The organism is Allobosea sp. P5_A5, assembly GCF_056400625.1.
The window spans coordinates 159,649-175,584 of record NZ_JBFUKY010000005.1 but is presented as its reverse complement, the minus strand read 5'-3'; the positions used below and the strand labels follow the sequence as shown (position 1 = coordinate 175,584).

Genomic DNA, 15,936 nt, shown 5'->3' with positions numbered 1-15,936 from the left:
GTCGTCTCCTTAGTGCGAGCGTTCGCGCAGCGCCACGACGGCGCCGAGCACCACCACGCCGTAAAGAATGGCGCGGATGGCATAGGGAAGGGTGGTTCCGGCGAGCAGCGTCTGGAGCGCGGTGAGCAGCAGAACGCCGCCGAGCATGCCGAGATACGAGCCGCGCCCGCCGGTGATGAGCGCGCCGCCGACCACCACGACCGCGATGGAGGGCAGCAGATAGTCGTCGCCCATGCCCAGACTAGCCTGTCCGGAAAAGCCGGAGAGCAGGATGCCGACCAGCGCCGCGCACAGGCCCGACAGCATGTAGACCTTGACCAGCGTGGCCTTGACGGGGACTCCGGAGAGTTCGGCCGGCCGCTCGCCATTGCCGATGGCATAGACGCGCCGTCCGAAAACCGTGCGACCGAGCAGGATCGCCGCGCCGGCGGCGAAAAGCGCGACGAAGGGCACGATCGGCGTGAGGCCATGGACTTTAGCCGTCATAAGCCAGCGCAGGGCGGGGGACGCGAAGCCGCTCGGCGTGCCGCCCGAATAGACCAGCGCCGCTCCTTGCAGGATTCCGTTCATCGCCAGCGTCATCACGATCGGCGAAAGGCCCAGCGCCACGATGCCGAGCCCGTTGACCAGCCCGATCAGCGCACCCAGCGCGAGCACCGCAGGCACGGCATAGACCAGTGCCGCATCCGACCCTGAAAGCAGCCCGGCGCAGAGGATACCCGACAGCCCGATCGTCCAGGGGAGAGAGAGGTCGAGCCCGCCGGTGAGGATCACCGCGCCCTGGCCGAGAGCGAGGATCGCGAGGAAACAGCCGAGCACGATCAGCGAGTCGTAATAGGGCCACGCCAGGATGGTGTTGCCAAGGACGAACTGGGTCACCACCAGCACCGCGACGAAGCAGAGATAAGCCGGCAGCCCGTTGCGCAGCGCTTCGCCGTGGCGGCGCCACCAGGCGGGTCGCTCGACGGCCGGGTTGCTCATCGGCAGCGAAATGCGCGCTGGCGGCAGGTCGAGCTGCCGCGGCAGCAGGCCGGCTCGCCGAGCTCCGGCGCGGGCGACGGACTGCCTTAACGTCCGCAGCAGGACGGACTCCCGGGCGAGAGAGGAGGCGAGCACCGCCAGCACGAGGATGAGCCCCTCGACCACGGAGGAGTAAAAGGCCGGCACGTTGAGCACGAGCAGGATGTTGACGACCAGCATCAGCACATAGGCGCCGAAGATCGTGCCGACGATGCCGCCGCGCCCGCCGCCCAGCACCGTGCCGCCGAGCACGACCGCCGCGAACATCTGCAGCAGCATCGGATTGCCGACCAGGGGATCGCCCGAGCCGGTCTGGGCGCTGATGAAAACGCCCGCCAGCCCATAGAGCCCGCCCGCCAGCACATAGGCGAAGAACTCGTGCAGCCGGATACTGAGACCCGCAGCCCGCGCGGCCTCCCGATCCGAGCCCAACGCCGGCAGGGCCTTGCCGAACAGCGTGTTCTTCAACGCGAGCCAGAGCGCGATGAGAAGCGCGAGCAGCAGCACCGGCGTAGGCAGCAGGCCAGGGATGGCGTCCCCCGTCAGCACTTGGGCGAAGCCGGACGGGATCTGCCCGCCGGGCTTGTCCATCACCAGCAGCGTCACGCCCTGCAGGATGAACATGGTGGCGAGCGTCACCACGATCGGCTGGAGCCTCAGGCCCGCAATGAAGAGCCCGTTGAAGGCGCCCGTAGCGGCACCGATCCCGATCCCGAGCACGACCCACAGCGCGATCGAGCCGGGGCTGTCCTGCATCTGGCCCGCGAGCGTGACGTTGACCAGCGAGATCACGGCGGCAGCCGACAGATCGAAGCCGCCCGTCAGGACGACGAGGGTCTGGCCGCTCGCGGCGATGGCGAGCGTCGCGCCGCCGGCGGCCAGCGTGCCGAGCTCGTAATAGCCGAGCGTGCCGCCGCTGAGCCAGCGCACGAGCCCGAGGCAGATCAGGAAGACGCCAACCGCGATCAGCGGCCCGCGCAGTCGATCCGGCCAGTTCCGAACGCGGGACGAAGCAAGGATCTGCGGTGCCGTGGCGGCAAGGGCGCTCATCGTGCGGCCTCCAGAGCGGGAGCCGGCTCGTCGGCAACCACGATTGAACCGCTCCCAAGCATGGCGCGCAGGATCGCATCCTCGGTGATGGCATCGCCTTCGAGATTGGCTGCCAGCCTGCCGCGATAGAGCACCAGTACCCGGTCGCAGAGATGGTCGAGCTCGGCCGTCTCGGTCGAATGGAACAGGATCGAGCCGCCGGCCGCTGCGAATTCACGCATCAGCGCATAGATATCGTTCTTGGTGCCGACATCGATGCCGCGCGTCGGGTCGAATAGCAGCAGGATGCGGCTTTCGGCGAAGAGCCATTTCGCCACGGCGATCTTCTGCTGGTTGCCGCCGGAGAAGGCCTTTACCGGCGTCCACAGTGCCCGCATCTGAACGTTGAGACGGGCCATCACACGGGCGACCGCTGTTTCCTCCTGTCGGAGGTCGACGAGGCCGAAGCGGCTATAGCGCTCGATCACCGGCAGAGAGACGTTGCAGCGGCCGTCGAGCTTGAGAAAGAGAGCCTCGGTCTTGCGGTCCTCTGGAACGAGGCCGATGCCGACGCCGGCATCGAGCGCGTCGCGCGGAGAGGTCAGGCTGACCGGGCGCCCGTCGATCCGGATTTCGCCCCGGCTCTCGGCCGTGCCGAAGAGCGCCGAGAACAGTTCGAGCTGGCCCATGCCCTGGAGCCCCGCGACTCCGAGAATTTCGCCTTGGCGGAGGTTCAGGTCCAGCGTGTCGAGCCGGTTGCCGACCGAAAGCCCGCTCGTCGCCAGCACGGCATCGTCGGACAGGAGGCTGCGCGGCGGGCGCGGGGGGAAGGAGTGGCCGCCGCTGCCACCCGCGATCAGCCCGATCAACTCCTCGTCCCCGACCTCGGCAAGCGGACGCGTCGCGATGTGCTTGCCGCCGCGAAGAACCGTGACGCGGTCGCAAAAGGCGCGCACCTCGCGCATGCGGTGTGAGATGAAAACGGTGGTGACGCCTTCGGCCTTGCAGCGGGCGATGATCTCGCCGAGCCAGTCGATGTCGCTGCCTGACAATGTCGAGGTCGGCTCGTCGAGCAGGAGAATGCGCGGCTTTCGGAAAAGGGCGCGCGCGATCTCGATCTTCTGCCGCTCGTTGAGATCGAGGTCGCGAATTTCCGAGCGCGGATCGATCGCCCCCAGACCCAGCGTGTCGAGATGGGCCTCGACTGCGTGGCGCGCCTCCCGGCGCCGGATCAGGCCGAGCGGCCCGCATGGCGGCGTCGGCAGCAGCATGTTGTCGAGCACGCTGAGATCGCGGACGAGGCTGAGTTCCTGAAAGGCAGTCCGGATGCCGTGGCCATGGGAGGCGGCCGGAGAATGCAGCTCGGCACGCGTGCCGAAGATGTCGAAGCCGCCAGTGGTCGGCCGCACCAGCCCCGAGAGCAGCTTGACCAGCGTCGACTTGCCGGCGCCGTTCTCGCCCAGCAGCGCATGAGTATCGCCCTCGACGATATCGAAGCCGACATCGTTGAGGGCGATCGTCGCGCCATAGACCTTGCGCAGGTCACGGGCCGAGACCGCGATGCGCGCGGCGCTGGAAATCTCGCGCTGAAGCACGGGCGGCCGTCCTTCCTGCTTTGTCGAGGTTCGGAAGCCCGGACGGCGCGGGGGCCGCCCGGCGCGGCGATCAGTTCTCGGGCTGCCCGACAAGGGCGGCGTTGAGGCCGATCTCAGGGGTCTCGCTCGAGAAGATCGAGGCGAACCAGCCCGGATTGGTCACGATCGAGGGCTTGAAGGCGTTGCAGCCGGCTTTCATCTCCTCCCAGGTGCCTTCCTGGCAGAGCTTGATCGTCTCGTTGGTGACGACGGGTAGCGGCAGGACCGTCTTCTTCGCGACCTCCTTGCCTTCCAGCTTGGCGATGGCGAGCTTCAGCGCCAATGCGCCGGAATAGGGCGGGGACGCGTAGGAGATGCGCGGCGCGGCCATCGGCTTGTAGGTGCCGTTGGCGCCTTCCACCTCGGTGCCGGTCGGCAGCATCTGCACGCGCCCGCCATTCGAGCCCTCGCCGGCGCAAGGCTTCAGCTTGTCCTCGGGGATGCCGGCCTCGAGCTGCATCGTGTTGGCGGTGTAGCAGCCGACCTGCATCCACAGCCCGTCGACCTGGTCCCATTTGCGGGTGGCCAAAATCTTGGAGAGCTCGGTGCGCGCGACCGCCTGGCTCCACATGCCGACCGCCTCGTTGACGATCTTGATGTCGGGGTGCTTGGTGAAGACCTCCTTCGCCGCCTTGGTGCGCAGCGTGTCGACCGATGTGCCCGGCACGCCGGTGATGGCGACGATGTTGCCCTTGCCGTTCAACTTCTTGACCAGCCATTCGGCGGTGACACGACCGGCCTCTTCCTGGTCGATCGCGACGTTGTAGGCACAAGGCTCGGTGATCTCGCCATCATAGGCGATGACGGTCACGCCCTTCTCGCAGGCGTTCTTGACGGCCGAATTGAGGGCGGTCGGGGAGATCGGGAAGACAATGATCGCCTTGGCGCCGGCCTGGACCATAGCGTTGATCTGCTGGATCTGGCGCTGGGCGTTGGGACCGGCCACCTGGACCTGCAGGTCGACCTTGTCGGCCATCGTCTTCGACGCGGCCATGGCCTTGATCATGTTGGCGGCCTCGCCCTGCCAATCGTTGCCGATGAAGCTCATCGACAGGAAGATCTTGTGCTTGGCGGGCGTCTGGGCGGTCGTGATGCCTGCGGTCGCAGACAACGCCAGCGCGGCAGCTGCCGCGACAAGGTGCTTCTTCTTCATGATGGACGTCCTCCCAGACGCTGCGCTGTTCAACCGGCAGGGCATCTCTTTCGATGCCTCATTATTTTTGATCAAAGATCACAAATCAGATATCAAGGCAATGCCGATTTGATGTCGCCGCGGTCGTCGCTATGGTCCGGGCAGATGAACACCTCGGATTTCAAGACAATGAGCCTCGCGCGCCCGCAGGAGCTGCCCTATTCGCCGATCTCCCGCGCAACCATCCAGGAGAATGTCTATGGCCGGATCCGGGAGATGATCCTGAACGGCGACATCGAGCCCGGCCGCACCGTGACCGTCAGCAGCCTATCGGAGGCCTTCGGTGTCAGCGCCATGCCGGTGCGCGAGGCGATACACCGGCTGGTGGCCGAAAAGGCCTTGAAGGTGGTGGCGGGCCGCTCCGTCGGCATTCCGCCGCTGAGTGCCGCGCGGCTGGAGGACCTCAGGCGGGTCCGGTGCGAGATCGAGGGCATGGCAACCCAATGGGCAGCCGCTGCGATCACGCCGTCCGATCTTCGCCACCTCGACGAACTGATCGAGGTCATGGAGGCGGCTAAAGCGGTGAAGGACCGGCCACGCTTCGTGCCGGCAAATCGCGACTTTCACTTCACCATCTACAAGGCGGCCGCCTCGCCGGCGCTGATCGCGATCATCGAGTCGCTGTGGCTGCAGATCGGCCCCTACATCAATCTGCTCAAGGAAACCGACAACTGGACCAGCGCCAACCGCGATCACAAGGCGATCCATGCGGCGCTGCTACACGGTGATCCCGTGGCGGCGCGCCAGGCGCTGCAGGACGACATCACCGAGGCGGCGAAGGCGCTGGGACGCGTTCTGAAGACGTAACGTGGAGCTGGACAGGCCGGCGGCATCCTTCAGTCGACGGTTCGTTCCTCGATCGCGTCGACCCGGTCGGGGTAGAACGCGATAAGGCCCGCGATGGCTGAGACTGCGGCAAAGGGCGCCTGATAGCTCCACGCGGCGTTGATCGAGCGCCCGCCTCCGTTTGGGACGCTGAAATACGTGCAGTCACCTTTGTAGGGGCAGTAGGTCGCGTGCGAGTTCGCTGCCAGAAGCGACATGTCGACATCCTCGCGCGGAACGTACTGGACCGGAGCATAGGCCGCCTCTCTTAGCGTCAGGGCTCGGCGCGTGTCGGCGACGACGCGGCCTGCGACCGTCACCACAACACGCTTGGGATTGTGCGCGATGCTGACTGGATGATCAGGTCCCGGAATCTTGACCGTCTTCGGTGATTGCGTGTCCATTGTGGCCATTATCCTGCCTCCTGCCGTGTTGAGACGGCCCGCGATGGGCGCACCATGATCGATGGTTCGTAACACGGGAGAGCTGCGCCATCAGCCGACATTGAACAGCTGACTGCAAGCGAAATTGGCATCCCTTCAATTTCGAATTTGGTCTCCGATGCTCAACGATGATGCCGCCATCAAACGTGTCCACCGTGTCGCGCGATCTTGACGCGACCAACTGGCTCCACAGCAGCTTGACATGCCACTTAGGAAACCGATAGCGTATCAAATAACAAAATGACGTTTCATTATATGAAATGGAACGCACGAGGAAACGCTCTTGTCGACCGATCCGGACATCGCTGCGGGTAAATCCGCGCCTGCCGGCACCAGCACGCTCGATCTCGCGCTTCGCGCGGTCGAGTATCTGGTGCAGCAGAGCCGCGCGTCCTCGCTCGCGCAGATCGCGGAGGCTCTGTCGGCTTCGAAGGCCACGATCTATCGGCATCTGGTGACGCTCCAGAAGCACGGCTTCGTGCGGCAGGACGCGGAGACCGGCCGCTACGAGGCGGGCATTAAGCTGCTCGTGCTGGGCGAGTCGCTGCGGCAGCGTTTCGACATCGTCAGCGCGGCCCGCGAAGAGCTCATGATCCTGCGCGACCGCACAGGACAAGCGGTCACGGTTTGCGCAGCGATCGACGCCGAACTGATCGTCCTCGAACTTATCCAGGGCCGAACGCTGATCGAGTTCGCGACACGGCCAGGTACGCGGCTCGCGTTTCATGCCAGCGCGCACGGCAAGATCTGGCTCGCCTTCGGCTCGCAGGAGCGCATGGCAGCGATCGCCAGCGGCCCGCTCCAGGCCTGGACGCCGGCGACAATCGTCACGAAAGACGCCCTGCTTGCCGATCTCGACAGCGTTCGCGAACGGGGCTGGGCGACCGCTCCCGACGAGGTCATCACTGGCGTCAACACGCTGGCGGCTCCCGTCTTCGACCATCGCCATGCGCTCGTCGGCTCGATCGCCATCGTCGGCTCGACGCAGTTCATCACACCTGTCCCCGATCCCGAACAGATCCGTGAGGTCGTCGGCGCCGCCGCACGCATCTCGCGCGGTTTGAACTGGCAAGACTGACAGACACGGCAAGACAGCAAGACACGGAAAGACTGAGAGCATGAGCTATTCGCTAGCCGTCGACATAGGCGGGACCTTCACCGACATCGTCTTGCGCGACTCGCGAGGAGCCTTGAGCGTCGACAAGACGCTGACCACCCATCACGACCTGCTGGAAGGCTTCTTCCGGGGTGTCGATTCCGTCATGGGCAAGGCGGGTATCGCTGCCGATGCGATCGACGGCGTCGTCGTCCATGCTACCACGGTCGTCACCAACGCGCTGATCGAGCGCAAGGGACTGCCCACCGCACTCGTCGTCACCGAGGGTTTCCGCGACGTGCTCTCGATCCGCAACGAGCACCGCTACGACATGTACGATCCGCAGATCGAGTTCCCCGAGCCGCTGGTGACCCGTGACCTGACCTTCGGCATCAAGGAGCGCGTGCTGGCGGACGGAACGGTGGCGCTTGCACCGACGCCGGAAGACATCGCCGCGCTTGCAGAAGATCTGCGCGCCAGCGGCGCGCGCGCCATCGCGATCTGCTTCCTCAACAGCTTCGCCAATCCGGAAAATGAGGCGATCGTCGCAGCCGCGCTCTCGCGCGAACTGAACGACGTCTTCATCTGCACCTCGGCCGAGGTCGCGCCACAGATTCGCGAATACCAGCGGGCATCGACCGCGACGGTCAACGCCTATGCGATGCCGATCTCGCAGCCCTATCTCAAGCGCCTGAGCGACAGGTTGCGCGTCGAGGGCTTCGCCAACACGCCCCTGATCATGCTGTCCTCCGGCGGCGTCGTCGGGGCCGAGACGGCCGGCAAGAACCCCGTGCGGATGATCGAGAGCGGCCCCGCCGCCGGTGCACTCGCCGCCTGTCATTATGCCGAACTGCTCGGCATCGACCGGCTGATGTCCTTCGACATGGGCGGCACCACCGCCAAGGCCTGCCTGATCGAGAACCGCACGCCGCTGATCACCGGCCTGTTCGAGGTCGACAGGCGCTACCGCTTCCGCGAGGGCAGTGGCCTGCCCGTCACCGTACCGTCGATCGACCTGATCGAGATCGGCGCCGGCGGCGGCAGTATCGCCCATGTCGACGACCTCGGCCTGCTCAAGGTCGGTCCCGAGAGCGCCGGCTCCAATCCGGGGCCGGCCTGCTATGGCAAGGGTGGCCAAAGCGCGACCGTCACCGATGCCGACCTAGTGCTCGGGCTAATCGATGCCGAGAACTTCCTCGGCGGCGACATGTCGCTCGACAAACCGGCCTGCGACGCCGCCCTGATGCGGTTGGGAGATGCGCTCGGGCTCAATGCGGTGCAGGCGGCGCGCGGTATCTATCGGATCGTCACGGAGGCCATGGCCTCGGCGGCGCGCACGCACGCCACCGATCGCGGCGTCGATTATCGCGGCTTGCCGCTTTTCGCCTTCGGCGGTGCCGGCCCCTTGCATGCCTGCGGCGTTGCGGATCTGCTGCAGAGCACGAGCGTGATCGTGCCGCCGCAATCGAGCGTGTTGTCCGCCTTCGGCACGCTGGTCACCCCGGTCCGTCTCGATCTCGTCCGCAGCGACCTGACGCGGGTCGACCATCTCGACTGGAGCCGCGTCGACCGCGTGCTCGGCGATCTCGAGAGCGAGGGCCTGACGGCACTGGGCGAATCCGGCTGCGCGGCTGCCGACGTTACCATCCTCGTCGGCGCCGATATGCGCTATGTCGGCCAGCAGCACGAGGTCACGATCATCTTCGAGACCGACCCGCGCAAAAGCCGCGACACGGCAGCGCTGACCGCGCAGTTCGAGGGCGTCTATCGCACGCTTTACGGGGTCAATCCCTCGCATGTGCCGATCGAGCTTGTGACCTGGCGCGTCGTCGCGCGCGGTCCCTTGCCGCATTTCGACGGTCAGGAGCGGCCGCAGATCGAAGCCGGCGCGCCCAAGCGCCGCCGCCCGGTCCATGCCTGGGAAGATGGCCAGTCCGTCCCCGTCTACGAGCGCTCAGCGCTTGCTGCCGGGCAGACTATCACCGGGCCCGCCATCATCGAGGAGCGCGAGACCACGACCGCGCTTCCGCCCGGCTGGAGTGCGACGATCGACGCGCTCGGCTGCATCGTCGCCACGAAAGGCTGAACTCCGATGGCAAAGTCACAGCCCATGGCAAAGGCGCTCCCGATGGATGGCGTCGAACTCGAGATTCTCTGGTCGAACCTGATCGGCATCGTCAACGAGCGCGCCAAGGCGCTGCAGCGCATCGCCTTTAGCCCGATTGTGCGCGAGGCCGGCGACCTCGCCTGCGCGCTCTTCGACCAGCGCGGGCGCATGGTGGCCCAGGCCAACACCGGTACGCCGGGCCATATCAACTCGCTCGCCATCGCCGGCGCCCATCTGGTGCGCCTGTTCGAAGGGCGCTGCGAGCCCGGCGACGTGCTGATCACCAACGACCCCTGGCTCTCGGCCGGGCACTTCTTCGACATCACTATCCTGACGCCGATCTTCGACGGGCAGAAGCTGCTCGCCTATATCGGCTCGACCATCCACCACACCGACATTGGCGGCTACGGTATCGGTGCCGGCGCCCGCGACGTGCATGAGGAGGGGCTTTGGATCCCGCCGCTCAAGCTCTATGAGCGCGGCAAGCCGAGCGAGATGCTGCACGACATCATCCGCCGCAACGTCCGCACGCCCGACGCGGTGTTCGGCGACCTTTCTGCGCAGGTCTCCTCGGGCGAGGCTGCGGCCGAGCACCTGATCACGCTGTGCGAGCGTTACGGCATCGACGACATCGAGGCCTTGTCGGACGAGATCATCGACCGCTCCGAGGAGGCGACCCGGAACGCCATCCGCAAGCTCAAGCCCGGCACCTATCACGGCGAGACCTCGTTCGACGTGCCGGGCGGCGAGATCATCACGCTGAAGACGGCGCTGACGGTGGATGTCGAGGCCGGCACGATCATCATCGACTTCGCGGGTTCCTCTCCGCAGACGACGACGGGTATCAACGTCGTGCTGAACTACACCCACGCCTATTCGACCTTTGCCGTGCGCTCTTGCCTCAACCCGGACCTGCCCAACAACACCGGGTCACTGGCACCGATCGTGGTGCGCGCGCCGGTGGGCTCGATCATCAACTGTGCCTACCCGGCGCCGGTGAACGCACGCCATGTCGTAGGCATGTACGTGCCGATGCCGATCCTGAAGGCGCTTCATCAGGTCATGCCGGAGCGGGTCCTCGCCGAAGGCTCCGGCGCGGTCTGGACGATCCAGATTCAGGGCCGGCGTCCGGACGGCGAGCCCTTCACCTCGTCGATGTTCAACTATTCCGGCGGCATGGGCGCGCGCGCCGGCAAGCCCGGCCCGAGTGCGACCTGCTATCCGACCGGCGTCGCGGCCGTGCCGATCGAAATCCTCGAGGCGGCCATGCCGGTCGTCTTCGATCGCAAGGAATTGCGCCCGGGGTCCGGCGGCAAGGGCCGGATGCAGGGCGGCGATGGCCAGATCATCCAGTTCCACATGCGGACCGACCATGCCTGGCTGCTCAACGCCGTGCCGAGCCGGCTCGAGCGTGGCCCCGATGGCATCAATGGCGGCCTGTCGGGCGCGCCGGGGCGCTTCCTCGTCAACGGCAAGTCCGTCAGCGAGGCCAAGAAACTGACCATGCAGGCCGGCGACATCGTGCTGCTTGAGACGCCGGGCGGCGGCGGCTACGGCAAGCCGCTCGCCTGAAACCATCGCGCAGGACAAGAAAAAGAAAACGGCGGCCCCTTCGCGGGTGACCAGCCGGACCCAAAGGAAACCGGGAGGACAGATGATGAAGCAGACCCTTGTTGCGGCCGCATTGGCCGTGGGCATGGCCTTGATCGGCGCGTTGCCCGCCAGCGCGCAGGAGCCTTACAAGATCGGCGTCTCGGCCGGCCTGACCGGCTATGCCGCCACCGTCGACCGCGCCTGGCGTGACGGTGTCGAGCTGGCGGCGGCGGCGGTCAACGCCAAGGGCGGCGTCATGGGCCGCAAGATCCAGGTCATCGTCGAGGACAACCGCTCCGAGCCTCAGGAGGCGGTGACTGTCTATCGGAAGATGCTGAGCTCCGACAAGGTCGACGTCTTCGTCAGCGGCTGCGTCTCGGCGGGTAATTTCGCGGCGGCGGGCCTGCTGCTGCGTGCCAAGGTGCCGATGATGCTGTGCTCCATCCTGCCGCAGCAGGCCGAGCACCTGCCCTGGGCCTTTACCACTTTGCCGCCCGCCGGCTTCGAGGTCGACAAGCGCCTGGAATACCTCAAGGAAAAGACTCAAATTCGCAAGATCGCGGTGCTGTACGACCCGACGCCCTATGCGAACCTTCAGAAGGGCGTGGCCGAGCGCAACGCCGCCAAGTTCGGCCTCCAGGTCGTCTCGGTCGAACAGTACAAGCAGGACGATGCCGATCTCAGCGTGCAGATCAGCAAGGCGCGCGCGGCGGGTGCCGGCGCGATCCTGAAGATAGGCCTCGGCGGCACGACGCTCACCGCCGCCAAGAACATCAAGCAGCTCGGCGCCGACATGCTGCTGCTCACCAGCCTCGAGGACCTCGCCGTGTTCGGCCCGGTTTCCGAGGTGCTGGGCGACAAGTTCTTCTTCGTTGCCTCGCCCTCGCAAGTCTACGAGGCGCTGCCCGAGGGCGCGCTCAAGACCGGCATCAAGGCGTTCCTCGATCCCTGGCGCGAGAAGTACAAGGACCGCGACCCGAACTGGGCCTCGCGCGGCTGGGACGGCGTCATGCTGACCGTCGCGGCGATCGAGAAGGCGAAGTCTTTCGAAGGCGAGAAGGTGCGCGACGCCTATGAGACGCTGAGCGGCTTCCAGGGCACGACCGGCCTCTACAACTTCCGCCCCGACCTGCATCAGGGCATCACCGAGAACCCCTTCGTGCTGGCGACCATCGAAGCCGGCAAGGTCAAGGTGGTGCAGTGAGCCCTGCGGTCGCGGCCAGGACCGAAACGAGCGCTGCTGCGTCGAGCCCTGCTCGTCCGATCCTGGCCGCGACCGACCTTTCGGCGCGATACGGCCATGTCGAGGCGCTGCATGGGGTCGACATTCGCATTGGCGAGGGCGAACTCGTCGCGGTGCTCGGCCCCAACGGGGCCGGCAAGTCGACCCTGCTTCGCGCCATCATGGGGCTCTCGGTAAATAGCGGTGAGGTTCGTTTCCGGGGCGACCTCTTGCCACGGAGCGACGCGGTCGCGGTTGCCTCGCGCGGCATCGTGCTGGTGCCGGAGGGGCGTGGCCTGTTCGCACCGATGAGCGTCTCCGACAATCTTGAACTCGGTGCCTATCGCCTGCGCGACAAGGCCGAGTTCAACCGTCGCCGCGAGCGCGTGCTGACGCTGTTCCCGCGTCTGAAGGAACGACTCGGCCAGGCCGCCGGCTCGATGTCGGGCGGCGAGCAGCAGATGCTCGCGCTCGGGCGCGCGCTGATGGCCGGCCCAAAGCTCCTGCTGCTGGACGAGCCCTCGCTCGGCCTGGCGCCGCGCGTTACCGGAGAAATTCTGGAGACGCTCGGCCTCCTGAACCGCGAAGGCCTGGCGATCGTGCTGGTCGAGCAGAAGGCGCCTCTCGCGCTCGAACTCGCAAGCCGCGTCTACCTGCTTTCGCTCGGGCGCATTGTCGCCGAACTCGATCCGCGTGACATCACATCCCATGACGATCTCGCCCAGCATTATTTCGCCTGAACGGCGCACCGGTGTGCCGCGACTTGCGGGGCTGCTGCCCTGGCTGTTCGCGGCGGTCGTGGTCGGCTACGCGATGGTCGTAGGCGGCTATGCCGCGACCGTGGTCTCGTTCGCGCTGATCTACGCCGTCTTCGTCACCGGCCTGAACCTGTTCATGGGTTTTGCCGCTCAGGTCTCCTTCGGCCAGAACGCCTTTGCCGCGATCGGCGGCTATGGCTCGGCCGTGCTGACCGCGACCTATGGCTGGAGTCCGTTGCCTGCCATGGCGGTGGGTATCACGGCCGCCGTACTCGCCGCCGCGATCGTCGGCTTTCCGGCGCTGCGGCTGAAGGGTCATTATCTCGCCATGGGCACGCTCGCCATCGGGCTGATCACCTATGAGATCACGGTCGAATGGCAGTCGTTGACGCAAGGCTATCTTGGCATCTCCGGCATCCCGCCCTTCGGCATCGGCGCCTATGAGGTCACGTCCGACAGGRGCCAGCTCGTCATGCTCTCGCTCGTCGTCGCGGCCTCTGCCTTCGCCGCATCGCGTATCCGCCGCTCGCGCTTCGGTCGCGCGCTCTCGGCGGTCGCGGGCAGCGAGGAGGCGGCGACCGCACTCGGCATCGACGTCTCCCGTTACAAGCTGATGGCTTTCCTGCTCTCGGCGGGGTTCGCGGCGCTTGCCGGCTCGCTCTTCGTCCATGTCGTCGGCTATGTCAGCCCCGAGGTCTTCGGGCTGCACATGGTGATCCTCACCTTCACGATGCTCTATGTCGGCGGTATCGGCACCGTCGCGGGGCCGCTGGTTGGGGCGCTGATCGTCAGCCTGCTGCCAGAGACCTTTCGCCCCTTCAAGGACTATCAGGACCTTGCTTATGGCGTGGCGCTGATCCTGCTGCTGATCTACGCGCCACGTGGTCTCGCCGGCCTGTTTGCCCCGCGAGGCCGCTCATGAGCCGCCTCAAACTGGAAGGCGTGACGCGCCGTTTCGGCGGGCTTGTCGCGGTCGACGACATCTCGTTCGAAGTGCCGGCCGAGGGCGTCACCGCCGTGATCGGCCCCAACGGCGCCGGCAAGACAACGCTCTTCAATCTGATCTCCGGCGCGCTGCCCCCGAGTGCGGGGCGGATCCTGTTCGAAGGGCGCGACATCACGGGCCTGCCTGCTCATAAGGTCGCGGCTGGCGGCCTGGTGCGGACATTCCAGTTGGTCAAGCTGTTCGAGGATCTGAGCGTGCTCGACAACGTCAAGGTCGGCTGCCACCTGCAAGGCAAGGCCGGACTGTTTGCAGCGCTGCTGCAGCCGGCCTCGTCACGCCGCGAGGAGGCCGACGTCGATGCGAGAGCACGCGCGTTACTGGCTTTCGCCGGGCTGGAAACCTTTGCCGACGAGCCGGCCTCGGGCCTGCCTTATGGCCGCCAGCGCATGCTCGAACTGGCGCGCGCCATGGCGGCAGGGCCGAAGCTCATCCTGCTCGACGAGCCGGCTGCTGGCCTCAACACCGAGGAATCTGCGGCCCTGTCGCGCATCATCCGCCGCATCGCCCAGGACGGGACAAGCGTACTCCTGATCGAACACGACATGACGCTGGTGATGACCACCGCGGACCGCGTCGTCGTGGTCGATTTCGGCCGCAAGATCGCCCAGGGCACACCCGCCGAGGTGCGCGCAAACCCTGCCGTAATCGCAGCCTATCTCGGCACCGGCAAGCCTTCCGCGACTGATTCCGCCACGCAGGAGGCGGCCCATGGCTGACTTGTCCTACATCCCGCAGGTGCTCGTAAGCGGGCTCGGCATCGGCTGCGTCTACGGGCTGATCGGGATCGGCTTCTGCGTGATCTACAACGCGAGCGGCATCGTGAACTTTGCGCAGGGCGCATTCGTGATGCTCGGCGGCATGATCACCCAGGTCTTGTTTGCGCGCAGCGGCATGCCTTTACCGCTTGCGGCCCTGATCGCGATCGCGGCGGTTGCGGTGCTGGGCGTCATGATCGAGCGCGTCGTCGTCCGGCCCTTGTGGAACCGCAAGGCGACGATGTTCGTGATGATCCTGGCGACGCTCGCCACCCAGATCGTGATCGAGCGCCTGACCCTGATCGCGGTCGGCGACCAGCCCAAGACGCTGCCTGTCTTCACCGACAGGCCGCCGCTGATGTTCGGGTCCGTCGCGATCGGCTACCAGCTGATCTGGATCGTCGGCGGGTCCTTGGCGATCGTCGCGGCGCTCGCGGCCTTCTTCGGCCTGACGCGAACCGGCAAGGCGATGCGGGCTTGCTCGATCAACCGCGAGGCTGCGGCCCTGCAGGGCATCCCGGTCTCGCGCATGCTGGCGCTGGCCTTCGCGCTCAGCGCGGCGCTCGGCGCCATTGCAGGCATCCTGATCACGCCGACGCAGTATACCGCCTTCAATGTCGGCGTGCCCTTCGCGATCAGCGGCTTCATTGCGGCAATCGTCGGCGGCTTCGGGCGGCCCTTCGGGGCCTTCCTCGGCGGATTGATGCTGGGCCTGCTGCAGGCGCTCGCCATCGTCGGCTTCGGTGCTGGGCTGAAGAACGTCGCAGCGCTTTCGGTGCTGCTGCTCTTCCTGTTCATCCGGCCGTCGGGAATCCTCGGCACAGCCAAATAACCCACCATCATCGGGGAGAACCGCCATGGACATTCACAAGATCGATTGGAGCCAAATTCCATGGACGCCGGTGCGTCCGGGGGTGGATCGCAAGGGCTTTTCCGGCAATGCCGCGACGGTGGCGCTGCATCGGCTGATGCCCGGCCACGAGCCCAAACCTCACAGCCACCCCCATGAGCAGATCGCCTATATCGTCAGCGGCACGATCCGCTTCTTCATCGACGGGGAGGAGCACCTGATCGGGCCCGGCGGGCTGGTCCTGATCCCCTCCAATGTCGAACACTGGGGCGAGGTCGTCGGAGACGAGCCGGTGATCAATCTTGACGTGTTCACCCCGAAAAGACCCGAATACGCCTGAAAGAGATAGGCGCCGCTGGCGGGGTGCTTGATAGGGCGGGCCATACGAAGGACAGTGTCGAGCTGC

At 66.2% G+C, this 15,936-nt stretch carries 14 protein-coding genes; 10 read left to right on the top strand and 4 right to left on the bottom strand.

Going from position 1 to position 15,936, the window contains the following annotated elements; translation table 11 throughout:
• Positions 1 to 9: 9 nt before the first annotated feature.
• The 3 genes from AC1DR6_RS12410 to AC1DR6_RS12400 form a co-directional block, all read right to left on the bottom strand.
• Positions 10 to 2,070, bottom strand: a complete 2,061-nt coding sequence (locus AC1DR6_RS12410; RefSeq protein ID WP_476829539.1) for an ABC transporter permease — start codon at positions 2,068 to 2,070, stop codon at positions 10 to 12.
• Positions 2,067 to 3,644 (bottom strand): sugar ABC transporter ATP-binding protein, encoded by a 1,578-nt coding sequence (locus tag AC1DR6_RS12405; protein ID WP_476829538.1) that lies wholly within the window; start codon positions 3,642 to 3,644, stop codon positions 2,067 to 2,069. Before AC1DR6_RS12405 ends, AC1DR6_RS12410 begins: the two co-directional genes overlap by 4 nt.
• A 70-nt stretch (positions 3,645 to 3,714) precedes the next feature.
• Entirely contained in the window at positions 3,715 to 4,836 is a 1,122-nt protein-coding gene (locus AC1DR6_RS12400) for a sugar ABC transporter substrate-binding protein (RefSeq protein ID WP_476829537.1), read from the bottom strand.
• A gap of 168 nt (positions 4,837 to 5,004) precedes the next feature.
• On the opposite strand from AC1DR6_RS12400, the gene AC1DR6_RS12395 reads away from it, so the two are divergent.
• Complete coding sequence (locus tag AC1DR6_RS12395) at positions 5,005 to 5,682, top strand: GntR family transcriptional regulator (protein ID WP_476829536.1); 678 nt, start codon at positions 5,005 to 5,007, stop codon at positions 5,680 to 5,682.
• 29 nt (positions 5,683 to 5,711) lie between these two features.
• Here AC1DR6_RS12395 and AC1DR6_RS12390 read toward each other — a convergent pair whose 3' ends face one another.
• Positions 5,712 to 6,104, bottom strand: coding sequence for a DUF427 domain-containing protein (locus tag AC1DR6_RS12390; protein WP_476829535.1), 393 nt, complete (start codon positions 6,102 to 6,104; stop codon positions 5,712 to 5,714).
• A gap of 322 nt (positions 6,105 to 6,426) precedes the next feature.
• Here AC1DR6_RS12390 and AC1DR6_RS12385 point away from each other — a divergent pair, with 322 nt between their 5' ends.
• From AC1DR6_RS12385 to AC1DR6_RS12345, 9 genes are all read left to right on the top strand, one after another.
• Positions 6,427 to 7,221, top strand: a complete 795-nt coding sequence (locus AC1DR6_RS12385; protein ID WP_476829534.1) for an IclR family transcriptional regulator — start codon at positions 6,427 to 6,429, stop codon at positions 7,219 to 7,221.
• A gap of 40 nt (positions 7,222 to 7,261) precedes the next feature.
• Positions 7,262 to 9,325 carry a hydantoinase/oxoprolinase family protein gene (locus AC1DR6_RS12380; protein ID WP_476829533.1) on the top strand — a complete coding sequence of 688 codons (2,064 nt, stop codon included), beginning with the start codon at positions 7,262 to 7,264 and terminating at the stop codon, positions 9,323 to 9,325.
• 24 nt (positions 9,326 to 9,349) lie between these two features.
• Positions 9,350 to 10,918 carry a hydantoinase B/oxoprolinase family protein gene (locus AC1DR6_RS12375; RefSeq protein ID WP_476829532.1) on the top strand — a complete coding sequence of 523 codons (1,569 nt, stop codon included), beginning with the start codon at positions 9,350 to 9,352 and terminating at the stop codon, positions 10,916 to 10,918.
• Between the two features lie 82 nt (positions 10,919 to 11,000).
• Positions 11,001 to 12,143: an ABC transporter substrate-binding protein gene (locus AC1DR6_RS12370; protein ID WP_476829531.1), complete on the top strand. Its 1,143-nt coding sequence runs from the start codon at positions 11,001 to 11,003 to the stop codon at positions 12,141 to 12,143.
• Positions 12,140 to 12,901, top strand: a complete 762-nt coding sequence (locus AC1DR6_RS12365) for an ABC transporter ATP-binding protein (protein ID WP_476829530.1) — start codon at positions 12,140 to 12,142, stop codon at positions 12,899 to 12,901. The genes AC1DR6_RS12370 and AC1DR6_RS12365 overlap by 4 nt, the downstream gene beginning before the upstream one ends.
• The gene (locus tag AC1DR6_RS12360) at positions 12,870 to 13,841 is read left to right on the top strand and encodes a branched-chain amino acid ABC transporter permease (RefSeq protein WP_476829529.1); all 972 of its coding nucleotides are present in this window, start codon (positions 12,870 to 12,872) and stop codon (positions 13,839 to 13,841) included. Before AC1DR6_RS12365 ends, AC1DR6_RS12360 begins: the two co-directional genes overlap by 32 nt.
• Positions 13,838 to 14,641, top strand: coding sequence for an ABC transporter ATP-binding protein (locus tag AC1DR6_RS12355; RefSeq protein WP_476829528.1), 804 nt, complete (start codon positions 13,838 to 13,840; stop codon positions 14,639 to 14,641). Before AC1DR6_RS12360 ends, AC1DR6_RS12355 begins: the two co-directional genes overlap by 4 nt.
• Positions 14,634 to 15,512 carry a branched-chain amino acid ABC transporter permease gene (locus AC1DR6_RS12350; protein ID WP_476829527.1) on the top strand — a complete coding sequence of 293 codons (879 nt, stop codon included), beginning with the start codon at positions 14,634 to 14,636 and terminating at the stop codon, positions 15,510 to 15,512. Before AC1DR6_RS12355 ends, AC1DR6_RS12350 begins: the two co-directional genes overlap by 8 nt.
• A 25-nt stretch (positions 15,513 to 15,537) precedes the next feature.
• Positions 15,538 to 15,870: a cupin domain-containing protein gene (locus AC1DR6_RS12345; protein WP_476829526.1), complete on the top strand. Its 333-nt coding sequence runs from the start codon at positions 15,538 to 15,540 to the stop codon at positions 15,868 to 15,870.
• The last annotated feature ends 66 nt before the right edge of the window (positions 15,871 to 15,936 follow it).

Coding starts and splice junctions, on each gene's coding strand:
- AC1DR6_RS12410 (WP_476829539.1), bottom strand. CDS start 2,070: ATGAGCGCCCTTGCCGCCACGGCACCGCAGATCCTTGCTTCGTCCCGC.
- AC1DR6_RS12400 (WP_476829537.1), bottom strand. CDS start 4,836: ATGAAGAAGAAGCACCTTGTCGCGGCAGCTGCCGCGCTGGCGTTGTCT.
- AC1DR6_RS12395 (WP_476829536.1), top strand. CDS start 5,005: ATGAGCCTCGCGCGCCCGCAGGAGCTGCCCTATTCGCCGATCTCCCGC.
- AC1DR6_RS12390 (WP_476829535.1), bottom strand. CDS start 6,104: ATGGACACGCAATCACCGAAGACGGTCAAGATTCCGGGACCTGATCAT.
- AC1DR6_RS12380 (WP_476829533.1), top strand. CDS start 7,262: ATGAGCTATTCGCTAGCCGTCGACATAGGCGGGACCTTCACCGACATC.
- AC1DR6_RS12375 (WP_476829532.1), top strand. CDS start 9,350: ATGGCAAAGGCGCTCCCGATGGATGGCGTCGAACTCGAGATTCTCTGG.
- AC1DR6_RS12370 (WP_476829531.1), top strand. CDS start 11,001: ATGATGAAGCAGACCCTTGTTGCGGCCGCATTGGCCGTGGGCATGGCC.
- AC1DR6_RS12355 (WP_476829528.1), top strand. CDS start 13,838: ATGAGCCGCCTCAAACTGGAAGGCGTGACGCGCCGTTTCGGCGGGCTT.
- AC1DR6_RS12350 (WP_476829527.1), top strand. CDS start 14,634: ATGGCTGACTTGTCCTACATCCCGCAGGTGCTCGTAAGCGGGCTCGGC.
- AC1DR6_RS12345 (WP_476829526.1), top strand. CDS start 15,538: ATGGACATTCACAAGATCGATTGGAGCCAAATTCCATGGACGCCGGTG.